Source organism: Pseudoxanthomonas daejeonensis (assembly GCF_022637495.1).
Lineage (GTDB): Bacteria > Pseudomonadota > Gammaproteobacteria > Xanthomonadales > Xanthomonadaceae > Pseudoxanthomonas > Pseudoxanthomonas daejeonensis.
In genome coordinates, this window is record NZ_CP093331.1 from 1,542,957 (window position 1) to 1,565,731 (window position 22,775).

The 22,775-nt window shown below is 69.7% G+C and carries 19 protein-coding genes and 1 tRNA gene; 9 read left to right on the forward strand and 11 right to left on the reverse strand.

Annotation, left to right across the window (positions count from 1 at the left end; translation table 11 throughout):
• The first annotated feature begins 39 nt into the window (after positions 1 to 39).
• Positions 40 to 1,068: an alcohol dehydrogenase AdhP gene (adhP, locus tag MNQ95_RS06975; RefSeq protein ID WP_162410299.1), complete on the forward strand. Its 1,029-nt coding sequence runs from the start codon at positions 40 to 42 to the stop codon at positions 1,066 to 1,068.
• Positions 1,069 to 1,205: 137 nt separating this feature from the next.
• Here adhP and MNQ95_RS06980 read toward each other — a convergent pair whose 3' ends face one another.
• The 3 genes from MNQ95_RS06980 to MNQ95_RS06990 all read right to left on the reverse strand — a co-directional run bounded on the left by MNQ95_RS06980 (position 1,206) and on the right by MNQ95_RS06990 (position 8,074).
• On the reverse strand, positions 1,206 to 2,684 hold the full coding sequence (locus MNQ95_RS06980; protein WP_162410300.1) for an FAD-dependent oxidoreductase: 1,479 nt from the start codon (positions 2,682 to 2,684) through the stop codon (positions 1,206 to 1,208).
• A gap of 273 nt (positions 2,685 to 2,957) precedes the next feature.
• Positions 2,958 to 7,454, reverse strand: a complete 4,497-nt coding sequence (gene gltB / locus MNQ95_RS06985; RefSeq protein WP_241954380.1) for a glutamate synthase large subunit — start codon at positions 7,452 to 7,454, stop codon at positions 2,958 to 2,960.
• A 227-nt stretch (positions 7,455 to 7,681) separates the two neighbouring features.
• A complete protein-coding gene (locus MNQ95_RS06990; RefSeq protein WP_241954217.1) occupies positions 7,682 to 8,074 on the reverse strand; it encodes an I78 family peptidase inhibitor in 393 nt (130 codons plus the stop codon).
• Positions 8,075 to 8,172: 98 nt separating this feature from the next.
• Here MNQ95_RS06990 and MNQ95_RS06995 point away from each other — a divergent pair, with 98 nt between their 5' ends.
• Positions 8,173 to 9,288 (forward strand): DNA topoisomerase IB, encoded by a 1,116-nt coding sequence (locus MNQ95_RS06995; protein ID WP_425605722.1) that lies wholly within the window; start codon positions 8,173 to 8,175, stop codon positions 9,286 to 9,288.
• A gap of 18 nt (positions 9,289 to 9,306) precedes the next feature.
• Here the strand turns inward: MNQ95_RS06995 and MNQ95_RS07000 are convergent, their stop codons facing one another.
• Positions 9,307 to 9,639 carry a hypothetical protein gene (locus tag MNQ95_RS07000; RefSeq protein WP_425501343.1) on the reverse strand — a complete coding sequence of 111 codons (333 nt, stop codon included), beginning with the start codon at positions 9,637 to 9,639 and terminating at the stop codon, positions 9,307 to 9,309.
• 182 nt (positions 9,640 to 9,821) lie between these two features.
• Between MNQ95_RS07000 and MNQ95_RS07005 the strand changes: the two genes are divergently transcribed.
• Positions 9,822 to 11,144, forward strand: coding sequence for a sugar MFS transporter (locus MNQ95_RS07005; protein WP_241954219.1), 1,323 nt, complete (start codon positions 9,822 to 9,824; stop codon positions 11,142 to 11,144).
• A gap of 7 nt (positions 11,145 to 11,151) precedes the next feature.
• Positions 11,152 to 12,084 (forward strand): carbohydrate kinase family protein, encoded by a 933-nt coding sequence (locus MNQ95_RS07010; protein ID WP_241954220.1) that lies wholly within the window; start codon positions 11,152 to 11,154, stop codon positions 12,082 to 12,084.
• A gap of 232 nt (positions 12,085 to 12,316) precedes the next feature.
• Here MNQ95_RS07010 and MNQ95_RS07015 read toward each other — a convergent pair whose 3' ends face one another.
• The 3 genes from MNQ95_RS07015 to kdsA all read right to left on the reverse strand — a co-directional run bounded on the left by MNQ95_RS07015 (position 12,317) and on the right by kdsA (position 14,718).
• Positions 12,317 to 13,519 (reverse strand): AGE family epimerase/isomerase, encoded by a 1,203-nt coding sequence (locus MNQ95_RS07015; protein ID WP_241954221.1) that lies wholly within the window; start codon positions 13,517 to 13,519, stop codon positions 12,317 to 12,319.
• 203 nt (positions 13,520 to 13,722) lie between these two features.
• Positions 13,723 to 13,799, reverse strand: a tRNA-Arg gene (locus MNQ95_RS07020).
• 67 nt (positions 13,800 to 13,866) lie between these two features.
• Positions 13,867 to 14,718 carry a 3-deoxy-8-phosphooctulonate synthase gene (gene kdsA / locus MNQ95_RS07025; RefSeq protein WP_241954222.1) on the reverse strand — a complete coding sequence of 284 codons (852 nt, stop codon included), beginning with the start codon at positions 14,716 to 14,718 and terminating at the stop codon, positions 13,867 to 13,869.
• A 120-nt stretch (positions 14,719 to 14,838) separates the two neighbouring features.
• Here kdsA and ubiA point away from each other — a divergent pair, with 120 nt between their 5' ends.
• The gene (gene ubiA / locus MNQ95_RS07030) at positions 14,839 to 15,744 is read left to right on the forward strand and encodes a 4-hydroxybenzoate octaprenyltransferase (RefSeq protein ID WP_241954223.1); all 906 of its coding nucleotides are present in this window, start codon (positions 14,839 to 14,841) and stop codon (positions 15,742 to 15,744) included.
• Positions 15,745 to 15,974: 230 nt separating this feature from the next.
• Here ubiA and MNQ95_RS07035 read toward each other — a convergent pair whose 3' ends face one another.
• The 3 genes from MNQ95_RS07035 to MNQ95_RS07045 all read right to left on the reverse strand — a co-directional run bounded on the left by MNQ95_RS07035 (position 15,975) and on the right by MNQ95_RS07045 (position 17,972).
• Positions 15,975 to 16,508 carry an HdeD family acid-resistance protein gene (locus MNQ95_RS07035; protein WP_162410310.1) on the reverse strand — a complete coding sequence of 178 codons (534 nt, stop codon included), beginning with the start codon at positions 16,506 to 16,508 and terminating at the stop codon, positions 15,975 to 15,977.
• Between the two features lie 64 nt (positions 16,509 to 16,572).
• Positions 16,573 to 17,127, reverse strand: coding sequence for an HdeD family acid-resistance protein (locus tag MNQ95_RS07040; protein ID WP_241954224.1), 555 nt, complete (start codon positions 17,125 to 17,127; stop codon positions 16,573 to 16,575).
• Positions 17,128 to 17,249: 122 nt separating this feature from the next.
• The gene (locus MNQ95_RS07045; RefSeq protein WP_241954225.1) at positions 17,250 to 17,972 is read right to left on the reverse strand and encodes a ComF family protein; all 723 of its coding nucleotides are present in this window, start codon (positions 17,970 to 17,972) and stop codon (positions 17,250 to 17,252) included.
• An 85-nt stretch (positions 17,973 to 18,057) separates the two neighbouring features.
• Between MNQ95_RS07045 and bioB the strand changes: the two genes are divergently transcribed.
• From bioB to bioC, 4 genes are all read left to right on the forward strand, one after another.
• Entirely contained in the window at positions 18,058 to 19,107 is a 1,050-nt protein-coding gene (bioB, locus tag MNQ95_RS07050; protein ID WP_241954226.1) for a biotin synthase BioB, read from the forward strand.
• A gap of 37 nt (positions 19,108 to 19,144) precedes the next feature.
• On the forward strand, positions 19,145 to 20,338 hold the full coding sequence (gene bioF, locus MNQ95_RS07055; protein ID WP_241954227.1) for an 8-amino-7-oxononanoate synthase: 1,194 nt from the start codon (positions 19,145 to 19,147) through the stop codon (positions 20,336 to 20,338).
• Between the two features lie 224 nt (positions 20,339 to 20,562).
• Complete coding sequence (gene bioH / locus MNQ95_RS07060; RefSeq protein WP_241954228.1) at positions 20,563 to 21,327, forward strand: pimeloyl-ACP methyl ester esterase BioH; 765 nt, start codon at positions 20,563 to 20,565, stop codon at positions 21,325 to 21,327.
• 20 nt (positions 21,328 to 21,347) lie between these two features.
• Positions 21,348 to 22,232, forward strand: coding sequence for a malonyl-ACP O-methyltransferase BioC (gene bioC, locus MNQ95_RS07065; RefSeq protein ID WP_241954229.1), 885 nt, complete (start codon positions 21,348 to 21,350; stop codon positions 22,230 to 22,232).
• Between the two features lie 77 nt (positions 22,233 to 22,309).
• Here the strand turns inward: bioC and MNQ95_RS07070 are convergent, their stop codons facing one another.
• A complete protein-coding gene (locus tag MNQ95_RS07070; RefSeq protein ID WP_241954230.1) occupies positions 22,310 to 22,738 on the reverse strand; it encodes a ketosteroid isomerase-related protein in 429 nt (142 codons plus the stop codon).
• Between the last annotated feature and the right edge of the window lie 37 nt (positions 22,739 to 22,775).

Here is a 22,775-nt window from a genome sequence, read left to right on the forward strand (position 1 = left end):
TAGGGTGGAATCCCCCACAACCTCCCGCGAGGATCGCGCATGGACAGGACGATGAAGGCCGCCGTGGTGCGCGGCTTCGGCCAGCCGCTGGTGATCGAGGAAGTCGTCGTGCCGCGCCCGGGTCCGGGCGAAGTGCTGGTGGAGATCGCCGCCTGCGGCGTGTGCCATACCGACCTGCACGCCGCAGAGGGCGACTGGCCGGTCAAGCCGAATCCGCCGTTCATTCCCGGCCACGAAGGCGTGGGCCACGTGGTCGCGGTCGGCGCGGGCGTCAGCCACGTGCGCGAAGGCGACCGGGTCGGCATTCCCTGGCTTTACTCGGCCTGTGGCCACTGCGAGCACTGCCTCGGCGGCTGGGAAACGCTGTGCGAGACGCAGCAGAACACGGGTTACTCGGTCAACGGCGGCTTCGCCCAGTACGCACTGGCCAATGCCGGCTACGTGGGCCACCTGCCCGCCGAAGTCGGTTTCCTCGAGATCGCGCCGGTACTGTGCGCGGGCGTCACCGTCTACAAGGGCCTGAAGATGACCGACGCACGCCCCGGCGAGTGGGTGGTCATCTCCGGCATCGGCGGCCTGGGCCACATGGCCGTGCAGTACGCCAGGGCCATGGGCCTGAACGTGGCCGCCGTGGATGTGGACGACGACAAGCTCGCGCTGGCACGACGGCTGGGCGCGACCGCGGTGGTCAACGCGCGCACCACCGATCCGGCGGCGTTCCTGAAAAAGGAGATCGGCGGTGCGCATGGGGCGCTGGTCACCGCGGTGTCGCCCAGGGCCTTCGAGCAGGCCATGGGAATGATGCGCCGCGGCGGCACGGTGTCGCTGGTCGGGCTGCCACCGGGCAGCTTCCCGCTCGACATCTTCGGCATGGTGCTCAACGGGATCACGGTGCGTGGCTCGATCGTCGGCACCCGCCTGGACCTGCAGGAGTCGCTGGAGTTCGCCGCGCAGGGCAAGGTCGCCGCGACCGTGGCCGCCGACCGGCTGGAGAACATCAACGAAATTTTCGCTCGCATGCACCGGGGCGAGATCGAAGGCCGCATCGTCCTGGACATGGCGGCCTGACCGGAGTTTCTCCCCACCCAGGCATACCTGTCTCTCCACGGGCGACCGGAACGGTGGGACGTCGTCCCGGACGCCGGAAAGCGCAAAAAAAGGCCGCGGTTTCCGCGGCCTCGTCGGACTCCGCGCCCCGCAACCGCTCAGGCCGCGACCGGTCCGGCAGGCGTGGCCACCTGGGCCAGCAACTCGACGATGGCCTGCGCCGCATCGCGCCCCTCGGCCACCGCGGTGACCACCAGGTCGGCGCCGCGCACCGCATCGCCGCCGGCGAACACGCGGGGATGGCTGGTCTGGTACGGCAGGCGATCGCTGCCGCCTGCCACGATCCGCCCGTTCGGCGTGCCCTCGATGCCCAGCGTCGACATCCACTCGGGCACTTCCGGCGAGAAGCCGAACGCGATGACGACCACGTCGGCGGCGATCACCGACTCGCTGCCCTCGATCGCGACCGCGTTGCGGCGGCCGCGCGCATCCGGTTCGCCCAGCCGGGTCTCGACCATGCGCACGCCGGTGACGCGGTTGTCCGCGTCGGTCTCCACCGCCAGCGGCTGGCGGTTGAACAGGAAGCGCACGCCTTCCTCGCGCGCGTTGCCGACTTCGCGCGCCGAGCCGGGCATCGACGCCTCGTCGCGACGGTAGGCGCAGGTGACCTTGCCTGCACCCAGGCGGATCGCGCTGCGCACGCAGTCCATGCCGGTATCGCCGCCACCAAGCACGACCACGCGCTTGCCGGCCAGGTCGGGTAGCTGGATCTTGTCTTCCCAGCCGGCGATCGGCCGGCCCCACGGATCATTGCCGGCGACGATGCGCCCGTTCTGCACCAGGAACGGCAGCGCCGGCAGCACGCCTTCGCCGTCCTGTCCGGGCAGGCCGCCGTCGGTATAGCGGTATGCGCCGGTCCCGAGGAACACCGCGTCGTATTCCTCCAGCAGCTGCTCGATGCTCACGTCGCGCCCGATCTCAACGCCAAGGCGGAACTCGATGCCCATGCCCTCCAGCACCTCGCGGCGCTTGGCGATCACCGCCTTGTCCAGCTTGAAGGTGGGAATCCCGAACTGGAGCAGGCCGCCGATCTGTTCGTAGCGGTCGTAGACCACCGCCTGGATGCCGGCCCGCGCGAGCCGGTCGGCGCAGCCGATACCGGCCGGGCCGGCGCCGATCACCGCCACGCGCCTGCCGGTCGGCACGACCTCGGACAGGTCCGGGCGCCAGCCCTGGGCGAAGGCGGTGTCGACGATGTACTTCTCGACCGCGCCGATGGTGACCGCGCCGAAGCCGTCGTTGAGCGTGCAGCTGCCCTCGCACAGGCGGTCCTGCGGGCAGACGCGGCCACACACTTCCGGCAGCGGGTTGGTCGAGTGGCACAGCTCGGCCGCCTCGAGGATGCGGTTCTCCTGGACCAGCTGCAGCCACTGCGGGATGGCGTTGTGTACCGGGCACTTCCAGCTGCAGTACGGATTGCCGCAATCCAGGCAGCGTCCCGACTGGTGCTGCGCTTCGGCCAGGCCGAACTTGCCGTATAGCTCGCCCCAGTCGCCGGACGTGCGCAACTCGAGCGGGATCCTGCGCGGCATCTCGCGCGGCAGGTCGAGGAACTGGAAAACTTGCTTGCGGCTCATGGGAATCTCGCTCGTCGTCCCCGCGTAGGCGGGCACCCAGTGACTTGGCTTGTCGTTGGCTTCAGGAGGCCACGTGTTTTCGTGCGTGGCGGCTGAAGTCACTAGGCTCCCGCCTGCGCGGGAGCGACCTGATAATTCGTAGACCCGACTGGAGGAAAGCCGCCTTGGTAAGGGGGCGCCCCGAAGGGGCGGGGATCGGAAGAGCGAAGTGGGGCCCGCAGTTTGCGACGCAAACTGCGGGAGCTTCTATGCGGAGCATGGAAGCGGCGCCCGTCATGCCGCTCTCCGCAGCGTGTCGGCCAGCGATTCGATGCTGGCGGCCTTGGGCTTCACCAGCCAGAACTTGCCGACGTAATCGCGGAACTCGTCCAGGACCTGCTGCGCCCAGATGCTACCGGTCAGTTCGCGGTGGCGGCTGACCAGGCGGTGCAGGTGCTGGCGGTAGTTCTCGAAACCCTCCGGGCTGATCCGGTGGATGTCGATCAGCTCGTGGTTGTAGCGGTCGACGAAATCGCGGTCCTGGTCGAGCACGTAGGCCAGGCCACCGGTGAAACCGGCGCCGAAGTTCAGGCCCACGCGGCCCAGCACCAGCACCACGCCGCCGGTCATGTACTCGCAGCAGTGGTCGCCAGCGCCTTCGATCACCGCCAGCGCGCCGGAGTTGCGAACCGCGAAGCGCTCACCGGCGCGGCCGGCCGCGAACAGCTCGCCACCGGTGGCGCCGTACAGGCAGGTGTTGCCGAGGATCGGCGTGCTGCGCGCCTCGTAGCGCGCCGCGCGCGGCGGGCGCACCACCAGGCGGCCGCCGGCCATGCCCTTGCCGACGTAGTCGTTGGCTTCGCCCTCCAGCTCCAGGTGCAGGCCGCCGGCGTTGAACGCACCGAAGCTCTGCCCGGACGTGCCGCGGAAGTGCAGGGTGATCGGCGAAGCGTCCATGCCGTGGTTGCCGTGCGCCTTGGCGATCGCGCCCGACAGGCGCGAGCCGATGCTGCGATCGGTGTTGTGGATCAGGTAGCGGTGCTCGCCGCCGGACTTGTGGGCGATCGCGTCGGCCAGCTGGATGTCGAGCTGGGTCGCCAGGCTGTCCGGCGATTCGTACAGGCGCGCGGCGGTGCAGCGGTCCTCGTCGCGCGGCGCCGGGTGCAGCAGCCGCGACAGGTCCACGCGCACGCCTTCGCGCGGCGCGACATCGATCTGCCGCAGCAGGTCGGTGCGGCCGACGATCTCGTCCAGCGAGCGCACGCCCAGGTACGACAGCCACTGCCGCACTTCCTCCGACATCAGGCGGAAGAAATTCTCCACGCGCTCGGGCAGGCCGGTGAAGTGCTCGGCGCGCAGGCGCTCGTCCTGCGTGGCCACGCCGGTGGCGCAGTTGTTGAGGTGGCAGATGCGCAGGTACTTGCAGCCCAGCACGATCATCGGGCCGGTGCCGAAGCCGAAGCTGTCGGCACCAAGCAGGGCCGCCTTGACCACGTCCAGGCCTGTCTTGAGGCCGCCGTCGGTCTGCAGGATGGTGCGGTCGCGCAGGTCGTTGGCGACCAGTGCCTGGTGCGACTCGGCCACGCCCAGTTCCCACGGACCGCCCGCGTAGCGGATCGAGCTGATCGGGCTGGCGCCGGTGCCGCCGTCGTGGCCGGACACGGTGATCAGGTCCGCGCCGGCCTTGACCACGCCGGCAGCGATCGTGCCCACGCCCGCATGCGAGACCAGCTTCACCGAGACCAGCGCCTGCGGATTGACCTGCTTGAGGTCGTAGATCAGCTGGGCCAGGTCTTCGATCGAATAGATGTCGTGGTGCGGCGGCGGACTGATCAGGCCGATGCCCGGACGCGCATAACGCAGCCGCGCGATCAGCTCGTTGACCTTGTGGCCGGGCAGCTGACCGCCCTCGCCGGGCTTGGCGCCCTGCGCGACCTTGATCTGCAGCACTTCGGCGTTGACCAGGTACTCGGGCGTCACGCCGAACCGGCCGGAGGCGACCTGCTTGATCTTCGAGCGCTTCTCGGTGCCGTAGCGGATTGGATCTTCGCCACCTTCGCCGGAGTTGCTACGCCCGCCCAGCCGGTTCATGGCGATGGCCAGCGCCTCGTGGGCTTCCGGCGAGAGCGCGCCCAGCGAAATCGCGGCGGTGTCGAAGCGACGCAGCAGGTCCGATGCCGGGGCGACCTCCTCGAGCGGCGTCGGCGTGTCCGCCTTGCGCAGCTGCAGCAGGTCGCGCAGCGCCGACGGCGGACGCGCGTGCACCGCCTCGGCATAGGCGTTCCAGTCGGAGGTCTCGCCCGTGCGCGTGGCGCGCTGCAGGGTCATGACCACGTCCGGGTTGTACATGTGGTACTCGCCGCCATGGACGTACTTGATCAGTCCGCCCACTTCGGGCTTCTTCAGGTCGTTCCAGGCCGCTGCCTGCAGGTCGCGGGCGTCGCGGTCCAGGCGCTCGAAGCCGGCGCCGCCCACGCGCGAGGGCGTGCCGCCGAAGCACAGCTCGACGACGTCATCTTCCAGGCCGACGATCTCGAACAGCTGCGCGCCGCGATAACTGGCGATGGTGGCGATGCCCATCTTCGAGATGATCTTGGACAGGCCCTTGTAGACGCCCTTGCGGTAGCTGCGGCCGACCTGGGCGGTCTCGCCGCCCTTCTTCAGCTGCAGGATGCCGCGCCGGCCCATGTCGAACAGGGTCTGGTAGGACAGGTACGGATACACCGCGGTGGCGCCATTGCCGAGCAGGCAGGCCATGTGGTGCGCGTCGCGCGCGGTGCCGGTCTCGACGATCAGGTTGGCATCGCAGCGCAGCCCGACCTTGCACAGGTGGTGGTGCACCGCGCCGGTGGCCAGCAGCGCATGGACCATTGGCCGTTCGGGCACCGGGTACCGGTCGGACAGCAGCAGCATGACCATGCCGTCGCGCACCGCCTGTTCGGCCTCGCGGCAGATCCGCTCGATGCCGGCCTTAAGGCCCTCTTCCACGCCGTAGGACAGGTCGATCAGCCGGCTCTTGTCCGCGTACTGCGGCATCACCATCAGCTGGCGCAGCTTGCGCTGCGACAGCACCGGCGAATTGAGGATGATGTGGTTCACCGTCTCCGGGCCGGCATGGAAGATGTTGGTCTCCTTGCCCAGCTGGGTGGCCAGCGACATCACGCAGTCTTCCCGCAGCGGATCGATCGGCGGGTTGGTGACCTGGGCGAAGGCCTGGCGGAAATAGTCATACAGTGGCCGGTTGCGCTGGCTCAGCACCGCCATCGGCGTGTCGTCGCCCATCGAACCGGTCGCTTCCTGCTCGGTCTCGGCCATCGGCCGCAGCACCAGCTCCACTTCCTCGGTGCTGAGCTGGAACAGCTTGTGGTAGCTGCGCAGCGTCTTCTCGTCGAACGGCTCCTCGGCCAGCGACGGATCGATCAGCTCGGTCTGCAGGTAGGTCACGCCATGGTGCAGCCATTGCTTGTATGGCGCGCGTCCGCGGTTGATCCGGTCCACCGCCTCGGAGTCGAGCAGGTCGCCGCGCTTGAGGTCGATGGCGATCATCTCGCCCGGGCCGAGCTTGCCCTTGCGCACGATGCGCTCGGTCGGCACTTCCCACACGCCGGCTTCGCTGGCGACGATGAAGTGGCGATCGGAGGTCAGCAGCCAGCGCGAGGGGCGCAGGCCGTTGCGGTCCAGCGTGCACGCCGCATACCGCGAATCCAGGGAAACAATGCCGGCCGGGCCGTCCCACGGCTCGGTGTTGAGCCCGTAGAACTCGTAGAACGCGGCCAGGTCCGGATCCTTGAATTCCAGCGACTGGGTCGCCGGCGGCACCAGGATGCGCAGCGCCTGGATCAGCTCCATGCCGCCGGACACCAGCAGCTCGAGCATGTTGTCCAGGCTCTGCGAGTCCGAGCCATGCATCGAGATCACCGGCTCGAGTTCGGCGATGTCGAAACGGGGTGTCTTCCACACCTTGCCGCGGGCCTGCGCCCAGCGGCGGTTGCCTTCGATGGTGTTGATCTCGCCATTGTGGGCGAGCATCCGGAACGGATGCGCCAGCGGCCAGCGCGGCAGCGTGTTGGTCGAGAAACGCTGGTGGAAGACAATGGCGCTGGAGGCCAGGTCCGCACGCTGCAGGTCGACGAAGAAACGGGACAGCTTGTCGGGCAGGACCATGCCCTTGTAGCCGATCGAATGCGGCGACAGTGAGACGACGTAGAAATCGCCGATCGCGCGCAGGCGTTGCTCGCTGCGACGGCGGGCCAGGAACAGGGCCAGGGTGAACGCCTCCTCGGACTGGCCCTGTCCGGCCTCGACGAACAACTGCTGGATCGCCGGCAGGGTGTCGCGGGCCAGCTGGCCGCAGACGCTTTCGTCGGTAGGCACCAGGCGCCAGCCCTTCACCGCGACGCCAACCCGGTGCAGTTCCGACTCCAGGGTCTCGCGACATTGCGCGGCCTGGGCTTCGTCGTGGGGCAGGAATACCAGGCCGGCGGCGAACTGGGTATTCGCGCCCAGCGCGATGTTGGCCTCGTGCGCCAGCGCGCGCAGGAAAGGCGCCGGTTTGCGGATCAGCAGGCCGCAACCGTCACCGGTCAGCCCGTCGGCGGCGACACCACCGCGGTGGGTCATGCGCGAGAGCGCGGCGATCGCGGTGTCGACGAGCGCACGCGAAGGCTGGTCGTCGAGCTGGGCGATCATGCCGAAGCCGCAGGCATCACGCTCGGAATTGGGGTCGTAGAGCCCGTGCGTCCCCTGGAGCGCATGCTCTACCGGGAGCCCTTGGCGGTTGCGGGGGGCCATCTGTGCCTCGACGAACATGCGTGCGGGGTGCTGACGCCCGGACGCGAGCGAAGGCGGCACCGCACACGGTTTCTTTCGAAACTTGCGCCACCAGATTGCCGCCGGATTCCCGACTAAAGCACAAGTGTTGCGGTGCCGCAACAGCACCGCGCACAGGGAAAATACATGCAACTGCAACCGTCAGCCGGTGGCGACGACGGTTGCAGGACACGCCTGCCGGGAAGGGCTCAGCCGCAGCGGAGCGAGGTGATCTTGCCCGCTGCGTCGACTTCGATGCTCAGCCGTTCGCTGTCGAATTCCATCGTGACCATGTCGCCGGGCTTGAGCACCCGCACGCTCTTGGCGCCGGCGTCCGTGCGGGCCTGTTCGGTTGCACTCTCTTCCAGCACCTGGCCGACCAGTCCCTGCAACTGGGTGGCATCGCACTCCATCGGCGGCGGCGGGGCGGCGTCGACCGGGCCTGCGGGCGGCGTAGCGGCGGATTCGGCGGCCTGTTGCGCGGCGGTGAGCGCCTGCTCCTGCTCGGCACCGTCGTCTTCCGATGGGCTTCCGGCCGAACAGGCGCCGAGCGCGGCGAGCAGGGCGAGCGGCAGCAGCAGGCGGGTCGTACGTGCGGTCATGGGCGACTCCCTCGAGTGATGGCCCAAGCTTGCCGCAGCCGACATTCGCGATGCGTTAACCGTTAAGGGCGCAGGGATGGCCTTGACGCGCTCGCCGCATGACGGTGCCCAGACTGGATTGCCCGCCGCCAAGCGCCTGGATCGTGTCTCCAGCCTCCTCTCCGAACAGCCCCGATGCCACCGATGATGCCGGCCGCGCCGGCCTCGTCCACGTGGTCGATGGCTCGGCCGGCATCCGGCGCCGTCGGCACGGGCGTGGCTTCGGTTACCGCAATGCCCAGGGGACCGTGGTCCGCGATGCGCGCACGCTGGCGAGGATCAGGGCCCTGGCCATTCCGCCGGCATGGCAGGACGTGTGGATCTGCGCCGATCCTCGCGGCCACCTGCAGGCGACCGGCCGCGATGCGCGCGGGCGCAAGCAGTATCGCTACCACCCGGAGTGGGCCCGGCATCGGGGCGCGGGCAAGTTCGAGCGGATCGTCGCCTTCGGCCAGGCGCTGCCGGCGCTGCGTCGGCGGTTGCGCAGCGACCTGGCTCTGCAGGGCCATCCGCGCGGGAAGGTCCTGGCAATTGTAGTCGCGGTGATGGACGAGACCCTGCTGCGGATCGGCAACGACGCTTACCGTCGGCAGAACCGGTCCTACGGGTTGACCACGCTGCGCAACCGCCATGTCGAGTTCCTCGCCGGTGGCCGCGCGCGGATCGCCTTCCGCGGAAAGGGCGGCCAGCCGCAGGAGGCGGTGCTGGACGACCGCCGGCTGGTCCGGCTGATGCGGCGCTGCCGCGAACTGCCCGGGCAGAACCTGTTCCAGTATCGGGACGACGCGGGCGAGCTGGTCCCGGTGCAATCCAGCGAGGTCAACGAATACCTGCGCCAGGCCATGGGCGAGGCCTTCACCGCGAAGGACTTCCGTACCTGGGGCGGCACGCTGGCGGCGATGCGCGGTCTTGCGGCGCTGGACGAAGTGCCCGCGGCCGAGCGCGAGTGCGCGCGCCTGCTGACCGGAGTGGTGCGCGCGGTTGCCGACGAGCTGGGCAATACCCCGGCGGTCTGCCGCAGCGCCTATATCGACCCGGCGGTGATCGACGGCTGGCGCCAGGGCGCGCTGCAGGGCGTCGCCGAACGCTGCCGGGGCCAGCGCCAGTGGGAGCAGGCGGCGCTCGCATTCCTGCGGCGTGCGCACCGCCGCCCGCGACGTCCGACCGGACGTTGACGGCGGGTGCTGCGCCGGTCAGCCGCAGCGCAGCGCGGTGATCGCATTGTTGCGGCCGGTCTCCACGGTCAGGCGGCTGCCTCCGGCGGAGCTCTCCTGGGCTTCGGGCAGCGTTGCCGAACCCGCCCGGTCCGAAGCGCCGCGTACCACCTGCAGCTCAGTGCTGTCGCTGTCCACTCGCGCACGCTGGATGGTCGCATCCGAGGCAGCCAGGCCGACCGCGCCGCGGACCATGTCGGTGTGGCACTGGCCGGAGATCACCCCGTCGATGGGTTGGACGCCGGCGATCTGCGGGCCGGCGCACGCGGTGGCGAGCAGGCAGGTGGCCAGGGCGAGGCTGCACGGGATCAGGCGGCTCATGGCGGGTTCCATCGACGGGTGGAGGGTGGCCAGCGTGTCGCTACCGGCGTTGGCGCCGGATGAAGGCGGGTATTCCGCACGGCCATGCGCCGCCCCGCCGTGTGGCATATGCAGAAGAACGCGCGCGGATGCGCCATGATCGGCGCCTTCGACACGCCGGGGAGGCAGCATCGATGCACGTCAATCACTCACACGATTCCGGCGCCGCCGGCGCGCCCGCCAGCGGCTCCTCGCGGCTGCTGCCGCTGGTGATCGCGCTGTTCTTCGCCTGGGGCTTCTGCACGGTGCTGGTGGACGTGCTGATCCCCAAGCTCAAGGCGACGTTCTCGCTGAACTACACCGAGGCGATGCTGACCCAGTTCTGCTTCTTCCTCGCCTACTTCGTGGTCTCAATTCCCGCAGGCCTGCTGGTCAGCCGGATCGGGTACCTGCGCGGGATCGTCATTGGCCTGGTGATCATGGCCAGCGGCTGCCTGCTGTTCGCGCCGGCCGCGTCGATGGGCTGGTACCCGGGCTTCCTCGCGGCACTGTTCGTGCTCGCCGGCGGCATCACCCTGGTGCAGGTGGCGGCCAATCCGCTGGCCGCCGGGCTCGGCGATCCGGCCCGCGCGCACAGCCGGCTGACCCTGGCCCAGGCGTTCAACTCGTTCGGCACGATGATCGGCCCGCTGTTCGGCTCGGCGATGATCCTGGCCGCCGGCGTGTCCGAACCGGCCGCCGGCCTGAGCGGCCCGGCACTGGAAGCGTTCCGCGTGGAGCAGGCCAGCCATGTGCGCGTGCCGTACATGATCATCGCCGCGGTGCTGGCGGGCCTGGCCGCGCTGTGCTGGTGGCTGCGCCGCTCGCCGGTCCCGGCGGTGCGCCCGGTCGGAAGCAGCGACTACCTGCGCCTGCTCGGCATCCCGCGGGTCAGCCTGGGCGCCCTGTCGATCTTCCTGTACGTCGGCGCCGAAGTCGCGATCGGCAGCGCGCTGGTCAACTACCTGATCATGGTCGGGGCGACGAATTCCGAGCACGCCGCCGGCAACCTGATCGCGGTGTACTGGGGCCTGGCGATGGTCGGCCGTTTCATCGGCGCGTGGGTGCTGCGCTTCGTCTCGCCGGGCCTGGTGCTGGCGGCGTGCGCGATCGGCGCCGGGTTGCTTGCGCTGCTGGCGGCGACCACGCTCGAAGGCACCGCCGCGGCGGTGGCGATCCTTTCGATCGGCCTGTTCAACTCGGTGATGTTCCCGACCATCTTCACCCTGTCCATCGACGGCCTGGGAGAAGACACGCCCGGCGCTTCCGGCATCCTGTGCCTGGCGATCGTCGGCGGCGCGGTGATCCCCTTGCTGACCGGCGTGGTGGCCGACCGGATCGGCCTGGCGCTGGCCTTGCTGGTGCCGATGGTGTGCTACGGCTGGATCGCCTGCTACGGGTTGCTGGTGAAGTCAGGCCTGCTTGGGCGCCATGCGCCGGCGGCGGTCGCGGCACCGGCAGTCGCACCCGAAGCCTGATCCGCGCATGCGCGAAAGCGATGCCACCGCCCTGCCCCGCCTGGTCGTTTTCGGCGAGGCGCTGACCGACTTCATGCGCACGGGTGATTCGACCTGGCACAGCGTGCCGGGCGGCGCCTGCTGGAATGTCGCGCGGGTGGCGTCCACGCTCGGCGTGTCGACCGGGTGGGGGGGTTCGGTCGGCGAGGACCTGTTCGGCCAGCGCATCCTCGCCCTGTCGCGCGAGGCCGGACTGGATGCGCGCTTCTGGCAGGTGGTGCGGCGACCTCCATTGCTGGCCCTGGTCCACCAGCTCGATCCGCCGCAGTACTTCTTCGTCGGCGAGTCCGACCTGGGCTTCGACGCGGCGCTGCTGCCGGAGGGGTGGCAGCAGGCGTGCGCGTTCGCCCACTTCGGCTGCATCAGCCTGGTGCGGCAGCCGTTGGGGGCGCGACTGCTCGCGCTCGCCGAACTGCTGCATGCGGCCGGCGTGCCGGTCAGCTTCGATCCGAACTGTCGCAACCTGATGGATGCGGATTACCCACCGCTGTTCGAGCGCATGGCCACGCTGGCCGACACGATCAAGGTCTCGGACGAGGACCTGCGCCACATCTATCCGGCCTTGGCCACGGTCGATGCGTTGGATCGCCTGCATGCGCTCGCCCCGCGCGCAACCGTGCTGTACACGCGCGGCGCCGATGGCATGACGGCCTATGCGCCCGATGGGGGCGTTTTCGAGCAGCCGGCCTTCAAGGTCGCCGTGGCCGATACCGTCGGCGCGGGCGACGCCTGCATCGGCGGATTCCTGGCCAGTCGACTGCAGCGTCCGGATGCCGGCCTGCCAGCACATGTACGTTTCGCCGCTGCCGCTGCGGCGGCCGCCTGCACCCGGCCGGGCGCGCATGCGCCTGGCAGGAGCGAGGTCGACGCGCTGCTGGCTGCCAATCCCGTGCAAGGCTAGCCACGATAGCGAGAGGCTGCACCAACACCGCCGCGCTGTAGATGTAGGAGCGGGCATGACCGCGACACCGGCGGCGTTGCAGCCACGAGAACGTCGGATGCCCGATGGCGTGACAGTTACATGGCAGCCAGAGCATCCATCGCGTTGCAGCCGTCGGCACGTGCGATCTCGAGTGTGTCGGTGTCGCGGTCATGCCCGCTTACAGTCGCTGCCCAATCTGGCTGCGTCGACCTCACACGGCCTTCAGCGCTTCGTAGCACGCGCCCATCGTGTGGTAATCGGTCTTCCCGGCTGGACTCTTCTCGTCGGTGAGCTTGCGGTTGTCCGGGCCGAGGATGCGGTACCAGGCGCCATGCGCATGGTCGACGAAGTGGGTCCAGCTGTAGTCCCAGAGGCGGTCGTACCACTGCCAGTAGCCCGCATCCCCGGTGCGGTCGGCGAGCAGTGCGGCGGTGGCCAGCGCTTCGGCCTGGACCCAGAAGTACTTGTCCTCGTCGTAGAAGCCGCCTTCCACGTCGTTGCCGTAGACCAGCCCGCCGTGGCGTTCGTCCCAGGCCATCGCCACGGCGCGATCGAAAAGTTCGCGTGCACGCGACAGGTGGCTGGCGTCCGGTGCGTGGCGATCCAGGATCAGCAGCAGCTTGGCCCACTCGACCTGGTGCCCGGGCTGGAAACCCCATGGACGGAAGATGTTGCTGCGGTCGCCGCGGTTGTAGTCCCAGTCCACCGACCAGTCGGGCCGGTAGTGCTCCCAGACCAGTCCACCGGCGAGCGCGGCCTGGCGGCCGGTCATGTTCGCGGCCAGCAATTGCGCGCGCTGCAGGTAGCGCGGCTCGCCGCTGGCCTCGAAGGCCGCCAGCCAGGCTTCGCAGGCGTGCATGTTCGCGTTCTGGCCGCGGTACTCCGAGACCTGCCAGTGAGCCGTTGCTTCGTCGGCGTAGAGGCCGTGCTCCGGCTCCCAGAAGCGTCGCTCCATCAACTGCCAGGTTTCGGCCAGCCAGGTGCGTGCTTCCTCCATGCCCGCTTCCAGCGCCTTGGCGTAGGCCAGTACGACGAAGGCCAGGCCATAGCAATGGTTGGTCGCGTCGCGCACCCGTCCGTCGTGCAGCACCCACGCGTAGCCGCCGGTGTCGGGATTGCGGTGCGCGTCGCGCAGGAAAGCAATCCCATGGCGCACCGCGTCGCGATACGCCGGATCACCGAATGCCTGCCAGGCCATCGAATAGTTGAAGACGAAGCGGGTACTGCTGACCAGGTGCCGGGTATGCGGGTCGTAGACCGTGCCGTCGTCCTTGAAGAACTGGAAGAAGCCGCCGGCCGGATCGATGCAGCGCGGGTGGTAGAACGCCATCGTGTGGCGCACATGGTCCAGCAGGAATTCGCGCGAGCGGAAATCGGGCATGGAGGGAGGCGTGGCTGCCGGGGTCAGGCTCATCGTTCGCTCGCGAAAGGAGATCGCGCCCAGTCCGGCGCGCAGGCCAGCGTAGCCCGGTCGATACGCCGTAGCTTATGGTCGATGCGTATACCGGCTATGCCGGGCGGACATCGGGCCTGTTCATGGGAAGGGCAGGCCCGCACGCGACACGATGACTGGCTGCCGCGACGCAGGCGCGGCCAGGGAATCATTCGAGGGGAAGATGGCGCGCCCGGAGGGATTCGAACCCCCGACCAATGGCTTCGGAAGCCACTACTCTATCCGGCTGAGCTACGGGCGCGTGGCCGGGCATTGTAGCGGAATTCGCCCGTGCAGGGCTTCGGGCCGCGTGCGCGGACGCTGTCAGATCAGCGGATCTCCAGCGGCGCGAACTGCTTGACCAGGTCGTCGAGCGCCTTGATCTGCGCCAGGAACGGCTCGAGCTTGTCCAGGGGCAACGCGCTGGGGCCGTCGCAGCGCGCGTGGTCCGGGTCCGGGTGCGCTTCCAGGAACAGGCCGGCCAGGCCGACCGCCATGCCCGCGCGCGCCAGTTCCAGCACCTGCCGGCGGCGCCCGCCCGAAGCCTCGCTGCCTGACTCGCGCCGCTGCAGGCTGTGGGTCACGTCGAAGATCGCCGGCAGCCCGCCGGTCGCCTCGATCATCTCGCGGAAGCCCAGCATGTCGACCACCAGGTTGTCGTAGCCGAACTGCGCGCCGCGCTCGCACAGGATGATGCGTTCGTTGCCCGCTTCGCGGATCTTGCTGGCGATGTGCTTCATCTGCGGCGGACTGATGAACTGCGGCTTCTTGATGTTGACCGCGCGCCCGGTGCGCGCGATCGCGTCGACCAGGTCGGTCTGGCGGGCCAGGAAGGCCGGGATCTGCAGCACGTCGACCACCTCGCCCACCGCCGCGGCCTGCGCCGGTTCGTGCACGTCGGTGATCACCGGCAAGCCAAAGCGGCGCTTCACTTCCTCGAAGATGCGCAGCCCTTCATCAAGGCCGACTCCGCGATAGGAGGTGATCGAGGAGCGGTTGGCCTTGTCGAACGAGGCCTTGAACACGTACGGGATGCCGAGTCGGCGGGTGACCTCGACGTAGTGACCGGCCGCGAACAGCGTCGAATCCAGGTCCTCGAGCACGTTGAGGCCGCCGAACAGCACGAATGGCGCGTCGTTGGCGACGCGGACGCGGTCATCGATCTGGACGGACAGGGACATGGACGGTTCCGGAGTCGGGGCAGGCGTGGATTATGCGCCTGCGCGGCGGGCCAGCAGCGAAACGTCCCCGCGGTGCACGACGCGGGGCCGGTTGCGGCGCGGGACTGATAACCTTCCGCGATGACTTACGAACGCTACGAATCCCCGATCCCGGTGCGGGTGCCGCGCTGGCGCGAACGCCTGGGCCAGTACTGGAAACTGGTCCGTGGCGACCGGCCGATCGGCGTGCTGCTGCTGCTGTGGCCGACCTGGTGGGCGCTGTGGCTGGCCGCAGGTGGCGTGCCGCCGCTGTGGACGCTGTTCGTGTTCACCGCCGGGGTGTGGCTGACCCGTTCGGCCGGCTGCGTCATCAACGACTACGCCGATCGCTGGCTCGATCCGCAGGTCGACCGCACGAAGGACCGCCCGCTGGCGACCGGCACGGTGTCCGGGCGCGAGGCGCTGGCGGTGTTCGCAGTGCTGATGCTGGCTGCGTTCGCGCTGGTGCTGACATTGAACCGGCTGACGGTATGGCTGAGCTTCGCCGGCCTGTTCCTGGCGGCCACCTATCCCTACCTGAAGCGCCACACCTACCTGCCGCAGGTGTACCTGGGCATGGCCTTCGGCTGGGGCATCCCGATGGCCTTCGCCGCGGTACAGGGCGAAGTGCCTGCGCTGGCCTGGCTGCTGTACTGCGCCAACATCCTCTGGGCCACCGCCTACGACACCTGGTACGCGATGGTCGACCGGGACGACGACCTGCGGGCGGGCTCGAAGTCCACCGCGATCCTGTTCGGCGACCTGGACCTGGTGGCGCAAGGCGTGCTCTATGCGTTGGCGCTGCTGGCGCTGGCACTGGTCGGTCGCCAGGCGCAGCTGGGGACGCATTACTGGATCGCGCTCGGCGTCGCGACCGTGCTGGTCGCCTGGGAATTCTGGATCGCCCGCAGGCGCGAGCGCGAGCCCTGCTTTCGCGCGTTCCTGCACAACAACTGGATCGGTGCGGCGGTGTTCGCCGGCATCGCCGCGCACTACGCCCTTACGTAAGGGCGGGGGAACGGTCCGCGACGGGCATCGTGATCACGGGATGCTGCGCGGCGCGGGCGGTGCGGTCGTGCCCGCTCCCGAAAAGGAGATGGGGGTGCAGCGGCTCCTGCGGGGCGGGCTGGAACCCGCGATGAGATGACCGGGCTCATGGGATGGCGTGCGGATGCAGGCCTGGGGCGGTGTCGCAGCGCGCACCCGGAGGACCGTGGCGGCCCCCGGGGCGCCCTTACTCACCCGACAAGCCGCGTCGCACGCTTGCGCATGTAGAACGCCAGGGCCAGCTGCAGCACGCCGTAGAGCAGCGCACCGATGCCGATCCAGAGGGCCAGGCCGGCCACGCCCAGGTTCGGGCGCGCCAGGAACAGGATGCCCAGCAGGACGGCCAGTACGCCGCTCAGCGCCAGCAGCCAGTTGCCCTCGACCAGGCGCCGCATCTGTACCGCGAACACGATGCGCGCGATGCCGGCGAAGATCAGCCACAGCGCCAGCAGCCAGACCAGCACCGTGGCCACCATCTGCGGATTGAACAGCGCCAGCAGGCCGAAGCCGATGGAGACCACGGCATACAGCAGCAGCAACCCGTTTGGCAGCGCCACGTCCTTGCGGAATACGCTCAGCAGGCTGACCACGCCATCGCCCAGCGCCAACAGGCCGAACGCCATCAGCATCACCCACACGGTCGATTGCGGGCGGAACAGGGCGAACAGGCCGAACCCGATCGCGAACAGTCCATACAGCAGGAAAACCCACCAGGCACGGGACATGACGGACTCCTAGGTCTTGGATGGGGCCGGCGGATCACCGCCGGCGCTGGACACGTCGAATGGATCAGGCCGGCAGCGGTGCATGCTTGCGGAAACGCAAGCCCGCGAACACCTGCAGCAGTCCGTAGACCAGCGCACCGGCGCCGATCCAGATCGCGGTGGCGAACAGGCCGATCGCCGGATTGCGCAGGAACGCCACGCCCAGCACGATCGCCAGTACGCCGCTGAGCGCGATCAGCCATTCGCCGACGATCTCCTTGCGCACCCGGATCGCGAAGACGATGCGGAACACGCCGGCCACGATCAGCCAGAACGAAAGCATGAAGAACAGGATGCCTGCGGTGGCCTTCGGGTTGCCGATGGCGATGACGCCGAAGGCGATCGAGGCGACCGAGTACAGCAGCAGCCAGGGCTTGGGGATCGCCACGCGCTTGTCGAACAGCGCCAGGCCGCTGGCGATGCCGTCGGCCAGGGCGAAGATGCCGAAGGCCCAGGCCATCGCGACCAGGGCCTGGAAGGGCTTGGCCATGGTGAGCAGGCCGAAGGCGATGCCGATGAGACCGAACAGGACCGAAACCCACCAGCTGCGTCGTACTTCGTCGACAGTGCCCGCTTGCATGCTGCCTCCTGCGTCATGAGGGAGTTGCGGCCGGACGGTGTGCCGGTCCGGCCCACGGGATACTCCTGTGCGTCGGCGACTGTCAAATGACGGCCCGGTGGTGGATGCGCGTATCGCGGCGCCTAGGGCGTCCGCGCGCAGACCCAGGCATCGACCCGTGCGACCCCGGCGCGACGCAGGGCCGAGGCCGCGGCATGCAGGGTCGCACCCGTGGTCATGACGTCATCGACGAGCGCGACATGGCTTGGCACGCAGTGGTCGGCCACGCGGAAAGCGCCCTGCAGGTTGCGTCGCCGTGCCACCGCATCAAGCTCTGACTGCGCGGCGGTGGCCTGGACACGCTGGAGCAGGTCCGCGCGCAGGGGCAGGCGCAGCGTGGAGGCCATCGGCCTCGCCAGTTCCAAGGCCTGGTCGTATCCGCGCCGGCGCAGCCGTCCGCGATGCAGCGGGACCGGCACCAGCGCCTGCGGCCGTTCGAGGCCGGCGAAGGCATGCGCCATCAGTTGCGCGAGCAGCCGTCCCGCGGCCAGGTCGTGGTGGAACTTGAAACGGGGCAGCAACTGGTCCAGCGGCGGCAGGTACAGGAAGGCCGCATGCGTGGCCTGCAGCGGCGGTGGCCGGCGCAGGCAGTGGCCGCAGACCGCCGGCAGGGGCAATGGCAGGGCGCAGCGCAGGCAGGCGTTGCCGTTGCCCGGCAGGACCCGGCGGCATTCACCGCACAGGTCCAGGCTTTCTTCGCCCGGCTCGCGGCAGAGCAGGCAGTGCAGCGGCAATGCGCGCCCCGCGAGCCCGACCAGGCTGTCCAGCGCGGTTCTGAACGACAGCAGGGAGGGCTTGTAAACCATAATGGCGAGTCCCGGGTTGACAGGCTGTGGCCTGCTTTCCAGACTGCCCGGCTCCGGCCTTCGCCGCTGTCAGGAAACACCTGCCGTGCCTTCGGAAATCCGCCATGACTGGCATCGCGACGAGCTGCTCGCGCTGTTCGACCAGCCCTTCCCCGAGCTGCTGTTCCGGGCGGCCAGCGTCCACCGCGAGCACTTCGACGCGGCCGAGGTGCAGGTGTCGACCCTGCTGTCGGTGAAGACCGGCGGCTGCCCGGAAGATTGCGGCTATTGCCCGCAGGCGCAGCGCTACCACACCGGCGTGGATGCCACGAAGCTGATGGAAACCGAGCAGGTGCTCGAGAAGGCCCGCCAGGCCAAGGCCGCCGGCGCCTCGCGCTTCTGCATGGGCGCGGCATGGCGCAGCCCGAAGGACCGCGACATCCCGAAGGTGGCGCAGATGATCGCCGGGGTGAAGGCGCTGGGCCTGGAGACCTGCGCCACCCTGGGCATGCTCTCGCCGGACCAGGCCGGGGCGCTGAAGGATGCCGGCCTGGACTACTACAACCACAACCTGGACACGGCGCCGGAGTTCTATGGCGAGGTCATCCAGACCCGCGAGTACCAGGACCGGCTCGACACCCTCGGCCACGTCCGCGACGCGGGGCTGAAGACCTGCTGCGGCGGCATCGTCGGCATGGGCGAGACCCGTGCGCAGCGCGCCGGCCTGCTGCAGGCGCTGGCCAACCTGCCTGCGCACCCGGATTCGGTGCCGATCAACCGCCTGGTCCAGGTCACCGGCACCCCGCTGGCCGGCACCGCCGAGCTGGATCCGTTCGAGTTCGTGCGCATGATCGCGGTGGCCCGCATCACCATGCCGCGTTCGATGGTGCGGCTGTCGGCCGGACGCGAGGCCATGAGCGATGAACTGCAGGCGTTGTGCTTCGCCGCCGGCGCCAACTCGATCTTCTATGGCGAAAAGCTGCTGACCACCGGCAATCCGGACGTGGAGCGCGACCAGGCGCTGTTCGCGCGGCTCGGTCTGCGGCCCATGCCACTCGTTCATTGTGAGCCCGGTCACGGAACCGCGACGGGCACAGGCGCTACCGTTCACGCCGATATCACCGGACCGGCGCCCGCCTGTGGACGCGCGGCCTGACCCAGCCGCGCAACGCTCTCCGGGGGGAGGGGCACCGATGGCCCGTACCGACATCCACGAACGCATCCTCGCCCAGCGGCGCCAGCGCATCGCGCAGGGCCGGCTGCGCCAGCGCCGCACGATCACCCGCCGCGACGGCGTGCGGGTCGAGCTCGACGGCCACTGGCTGACCGGCTTCTGCAGCAACGACTACCTGGGCCTGGCTTCGCAGTTCGAGGTCGGCGCCGCATTGCAGGACGCGGTGTCGCGCGAAGGCACCGGCGCGACCGCCTCGCACCTGGTCTGTGGCCACCATGCGCTGCACGAGCAACTCGAGCGCGAGATGGCCGACTGGCTCGGCACGCCGCGCGCGCTGCTGTTCGGCAGTGGCTTCGCGGCCAACCTCGCCGTGCAGCAGGCCCTGCTGGAGGACGAGGACGTCTGCGTCCAGGACCGGCTCAACCATGCCAGCCTGATCGACGCCACCCGACTGGCCGGCGCGCGCCTGAGGCGCTATCCGCACCTGGATCCGGAAGGGGCGATGCGCCAGCTGCGCAATGCGAACGGCGGCGTGGCGATGCTGGCCAGCGACGGCGTTTTCAGCATGGATGGCGACATCGCACCCCTGCGCGCGCTGTCGCTGGTGGCGCGCACCCAGGAAGCCCTGCTGTACGTGGACGACGCGCACGGCGTCGGCGTGCTCGGCCCGCAGGGGCGCGGCACCGTGGCCGAGGCCGGGTTGGGCGTCGCCGACGTGCCGCTGCAGCTGGCCACCCTCGGCAAGGCGCTGGGTGGCTACGGCGCCGTGGTCGCTGGCGATGCCGACCTGATCGAGCACCTGGCCGGCGTGGCCCGGCCTTATCTCTACACGACCGCGCTGCCGCCGGCGTTGGCCGCCGCCTCGCTGGCCGCGTTGAAGCTGGCCCGGCGCGACGACTGGCGGCGCACGCGGCTGCAGGAACTGGTCGGCCAGTTCCGCACGGGTGCCGGCCGCTTCGGCCTGGAGCTGATGCCCTCGACCACGCCGATCCAGCCGGTGCTGTGCGGCGACGAGGCCACCGCTACGGCGATGTCGTCGGCGCTGGAGCAGGCCGGCTTCCTGGTCACCGCGATCCGTCCGCCCACCGTCCCGGAAGGCCGTTCGCGCCTGCGCGTGACCCTTTCTTCGCTGCACACGCCTCAGCAGGTGAATGCGCTGCTCGGCGCGATGGCCGAAGCCCGCGACCACGCGGTGCGTCACGCGGCGGCCTGAGGTCGGCGTCGCGTAACTTTCCGCGCACGTCGAATGCCAGGGCCGCTTCGCGATTCCTGTAGGAGCGGGCATGACCGCGACACCGACGCCACCGGAATTACTGCAACGTCGCCTGTGCTGACGGCGTCGTCTTCGCGGTCATGCCCGCTCCTACAGGAACCGCGCTCCGGTGTGCGACCCGATCACGCGGTTCCCGCGTGCGCGTGCGTCGGCGACAATGCGCCATGCATATCGAAACCCTGGGCAGCGGCCCGGACCTGGTCCTGATCCATGGCTGGGCCCTGCACGGCGGGGTGTTCGCACCCCTCGCCGAGCACCTCGCGCCACGCTTCCGCCTGCACCTGGTCGACCTGCCCGGCCACGGCTTGAGCCGTGATTCGGAACAGCCGCTGGACCTGGCAGGCGTCGCCAGCGAGATCGGCGCGCGCACGCCGCCGGCGATCTGGCTGGGCTGGTCGCTGGGCGGACTGTTCGCCCTGCGGGCGGCGGCCTCGCTGCCGACCGTGCGCGGTCTGGTCATGGTCGCGGCCACGCCCCGCTTCGTGCGCGCGCCGGACTGGCCGCATGCGGTCGAGCCGGTGGTGTTCACCCGCTTCGGCGAGGAACTGGCGCACGACTACGCGGGCACCCTGGATCGCTTTATCGCCCTGGACACGCTGGGTTCCGAACACGGGCGCAGCGAGCTGAAGACCCTGCGTGCACTGCTGCACGCACGCGGCGAGCCGGATCCGGCCGCGTTGCGCCAGGGCTTGCACCTGCTGGAGGACACCGACCTGCGCCGGGCCCTGCCGGGCCTGCGCGTACCCAGCCTGTGGCTGGCCGGGCGTCGCGACCGGCTGGTCGATCCGCGCGGCATGGCCGCGGCCGCGGCGTTGGCGCCTGGCGCGCGATGCGTCGAGCTCGCCGCGGCCGCGCATGCGCCCTTCCTCGGCCACGCCGATGCGGTAGCGGCGGAGATCGGTGCTTTCGCCGACAATATCGGTCCTTGAAGCACCGCCTCGCCCCCGTGATGGAATCCCTGTTCGATCCCCGCCAGGTGCGCCGCGCCTTCTCGCGCGCCGCCGCCGGCTACGACGCGGCCGCGGCGCTGCAGGCGGAAGTACGCACGCGCCTGCTCGGATCGCTGGATTACCTCGACGACCGCGTGCCGTCGGTGGTGCTCGACGTGGGCAGCGGCACCGGCCACGCGGCGGCGGCGATGCGCAAGCGCTGGCCCAAGGCGCAGGTGCTCGCGCTGGACCTGGCGCTGCCGATGCTGCGCCAGTCGCGCAGGCAGGTCGGATGGTGGAAGCCGTTTGCGCGCGTATGCGCCGACGCGCGCGCTTTGCCGCTGGCCGAAGGCAGCGTCGACGTGATCTTCAGCAACCTGTGCCTGCAATGGGTCGAGGACCTGCCCGCGGTGTTCGCCGGCTTCCGGCGAGTGCTCAAGCCCGATGGACTGCTGCTGTGCTCGAGCTTCGGCCCGGAGACGCTGGTCGAACTGCGCGAGGCATTCGCCCAGGTCGACGCAGTGCCGCATGTCAGCCCGTTCGCCTCGATCGCGCGCTTTGGCGATGCGCTGATGGCCGCCGGCTTCCGTGATCCGGTGCTGGACCGCGACCTGTTCACCCTGAACTACCCGGACCTGCCGGCGCTGATGCACGAACTGCGGGCGATCGGCGCCACCAATGCGATGGCGACCCGCCGACGCAGCCTGACCGGGCGCGCGCGTTTTGCAGCCGCGACGCAGGCATACGAGGCCTTGCGCGATGGAGAGGGCCGCCTGCCCAGCAGCTGGGAAGTGATCTATGCGCAGGCCTGGTCGCCGGCACCCGGTGCACCGATCCGGGAAGGCGGCAGCGAGGTCGCGGCGGTGCCGCTGTCGCAGATTCCGATCCGCCGGCGCGCGCCGTAGGCTGCAGGCAGCGCGCGGTCACGCCCGTTGCTGCGGGGAGGTCCGTCGCCGCCGTTGCCAGCGCGCATGCGCTCCTGTCAGCGCGATACCTGCGCGATCCAGTCCTGCAGGTTGTAGTAGTTGCTGACCCGGGTGATGCGGTCGTCGCGGATTTCGAAGAAGGCGCCGCCTGGCAGGACGTACTCCTGCCCGCGCGCAGGCGGCAGCCCTTCGTCGTCGCGCAGGTACTGGCCATGGACCACGTACTCGGCCGCGGCGCGGTCGCCATCCTGGGAGGCCAGCACGACGATGTCGCGCAGCTGCTCGCGGTAACTGGCATCCATCCGTTGCATGAAGGCGGCGAAGGCCTGCTTGCCGGTCTCGCGCGCGCCCTGGTTGAGGTCGTGCACGACGTCGTCGCCGAGCAGCGCCAGCATCGCCGGGCGGTCGCCGCGGTTGAACGCGGCGTAATAGGCCAGCACCAGCTCGATCGCGCGGTCCTGGCGGCGGGTGCCATCGATCTTCATGGAGTGCCTGCCTGCGGGGTGCGGACATCATACGCCG

Excerpts from the sequence above, each read along its gene's own strand:
- adhP (WP_162410299.1), top strand. The coding sequence starts at position 40 with ATGGACAGGACGATGAAGGCCGCCGTGGTGCGCGGCTTCGGCCAGCCG.
- MNQ95_RS06980 (WP_162410300.1), bottom strand. The coding sequence starts at position 2,684 with ATGAGCCGCAAGCAAGTTTTCCAGTTCCTCGACCTGCCGCGCGAGATG.
- gltB (WP_241954380.1), bottom strand. The coding sequence starts at position 7,454 with ATGGCCCCCCGCAACCGCCAAGGGCTCCCGGTAGAGCATGCGCTCCAG.
- MNQ95_RS06990 (WP_241954217.1), bottom strand. The coding sequence starts at position 8,074 with ATGACCGCACGTACGACCCGCCTGCTGCTGCCGCTCGCCCTGCTCGCC.
- MNQ95_RS06995 (WP_425605722.1), top strand. The coding sequence starts at position 8,173 with ATGACGGTGCCCAGACTGGATTGCCCGCCGCCAAGCGCCTGGATCGTG.
- MNQ95_RS07005 (WP_241954219.1), top strand. The coding sequence starts at position 9,822 with ATGCACGTCAATCACTCACACGATTCCGGCGCCGCCGGCGCGCCCGCC.
- MNQ95_RS07010 (WP_241954220.1), top strand. The coding sequence starts at position 11,152 with ATGCGCGAAAGCGATGCCACCGCCCTGCCCCGCCTGGTCGTTTTCGGC.
- MNQ95_RS07015 (WP_241954221.1), bottom strand. The coding sequence starts at position 13,519 with ATGAGCCTGACCCCGGCAGCCACGCCTCCCTCCATGCCCGATTTCCGC.
- kdsA (WP_241954222.1), bottom strand. The coding sequence starts at position 14,718 with ATGTCCCTGTCCGTCCAGATCGATGACCGCGTCCGCGTCGCCAACGAC.
- ubiA (WP_241954223.1), top strand. The coding sequence starts at position 14,839 with ATGACTTACGAACGCTACGAATCCCCGATCCCGGTGCGGGTGCCGCGC.
- MNQ95_RS07035 (WP_162410310.1), bottom strand. The coding sequence starts at position 16,508 with ATGTCCCGTGCCTGGTGGGTTTTCCTGCTGTATGGACTGTTCGCGATC.
- MNQ95_RS07040 (WP_241954224.1), bottom strand. The coding sequence starts at position 17,127 with ATGCAAGCGGGCACTGTCGACGAAGTACGACGCAGCTGGTGGGTTTCG.
- MNQ95_RS07045 (WP_241954225.1), bottom strand. The coding sequence starts at position 17,972 with ATGGTTTACAAGCCCTCCCTGCTGTCGTTCAGAACCGCGCTGGACAGC.
- bioF (WP_241954227.1), top strand. The coding sequence starts at position 19,145 with ATGGCCCGTACCGACATCCACGAACGCATCCTCGCCCAGCGGCGCCAG.
- bioH (WP_241954228.1), top strand. The coding sequence starts at position 20,563 with ATGCATATCGAAACCCTGGGCAGCGGCCCGGACCTGGTCCTGATCCAT.
- bioC (WP_241954229.1), top strand. The coding sequence starts at position 21,348 with ATGGAATCCCTGTTCGATCCCCGCCAGGTGCGCCGCGCCTTCTCGCGC.
- MNQ95_RS07070 (WP_241954230.1), bottom strand. The coding sequence starts at position 22,738 with ATGAAGATCGATGGCACCCGCCGCCAGGACCGCGCGATCGAGCTGGTG.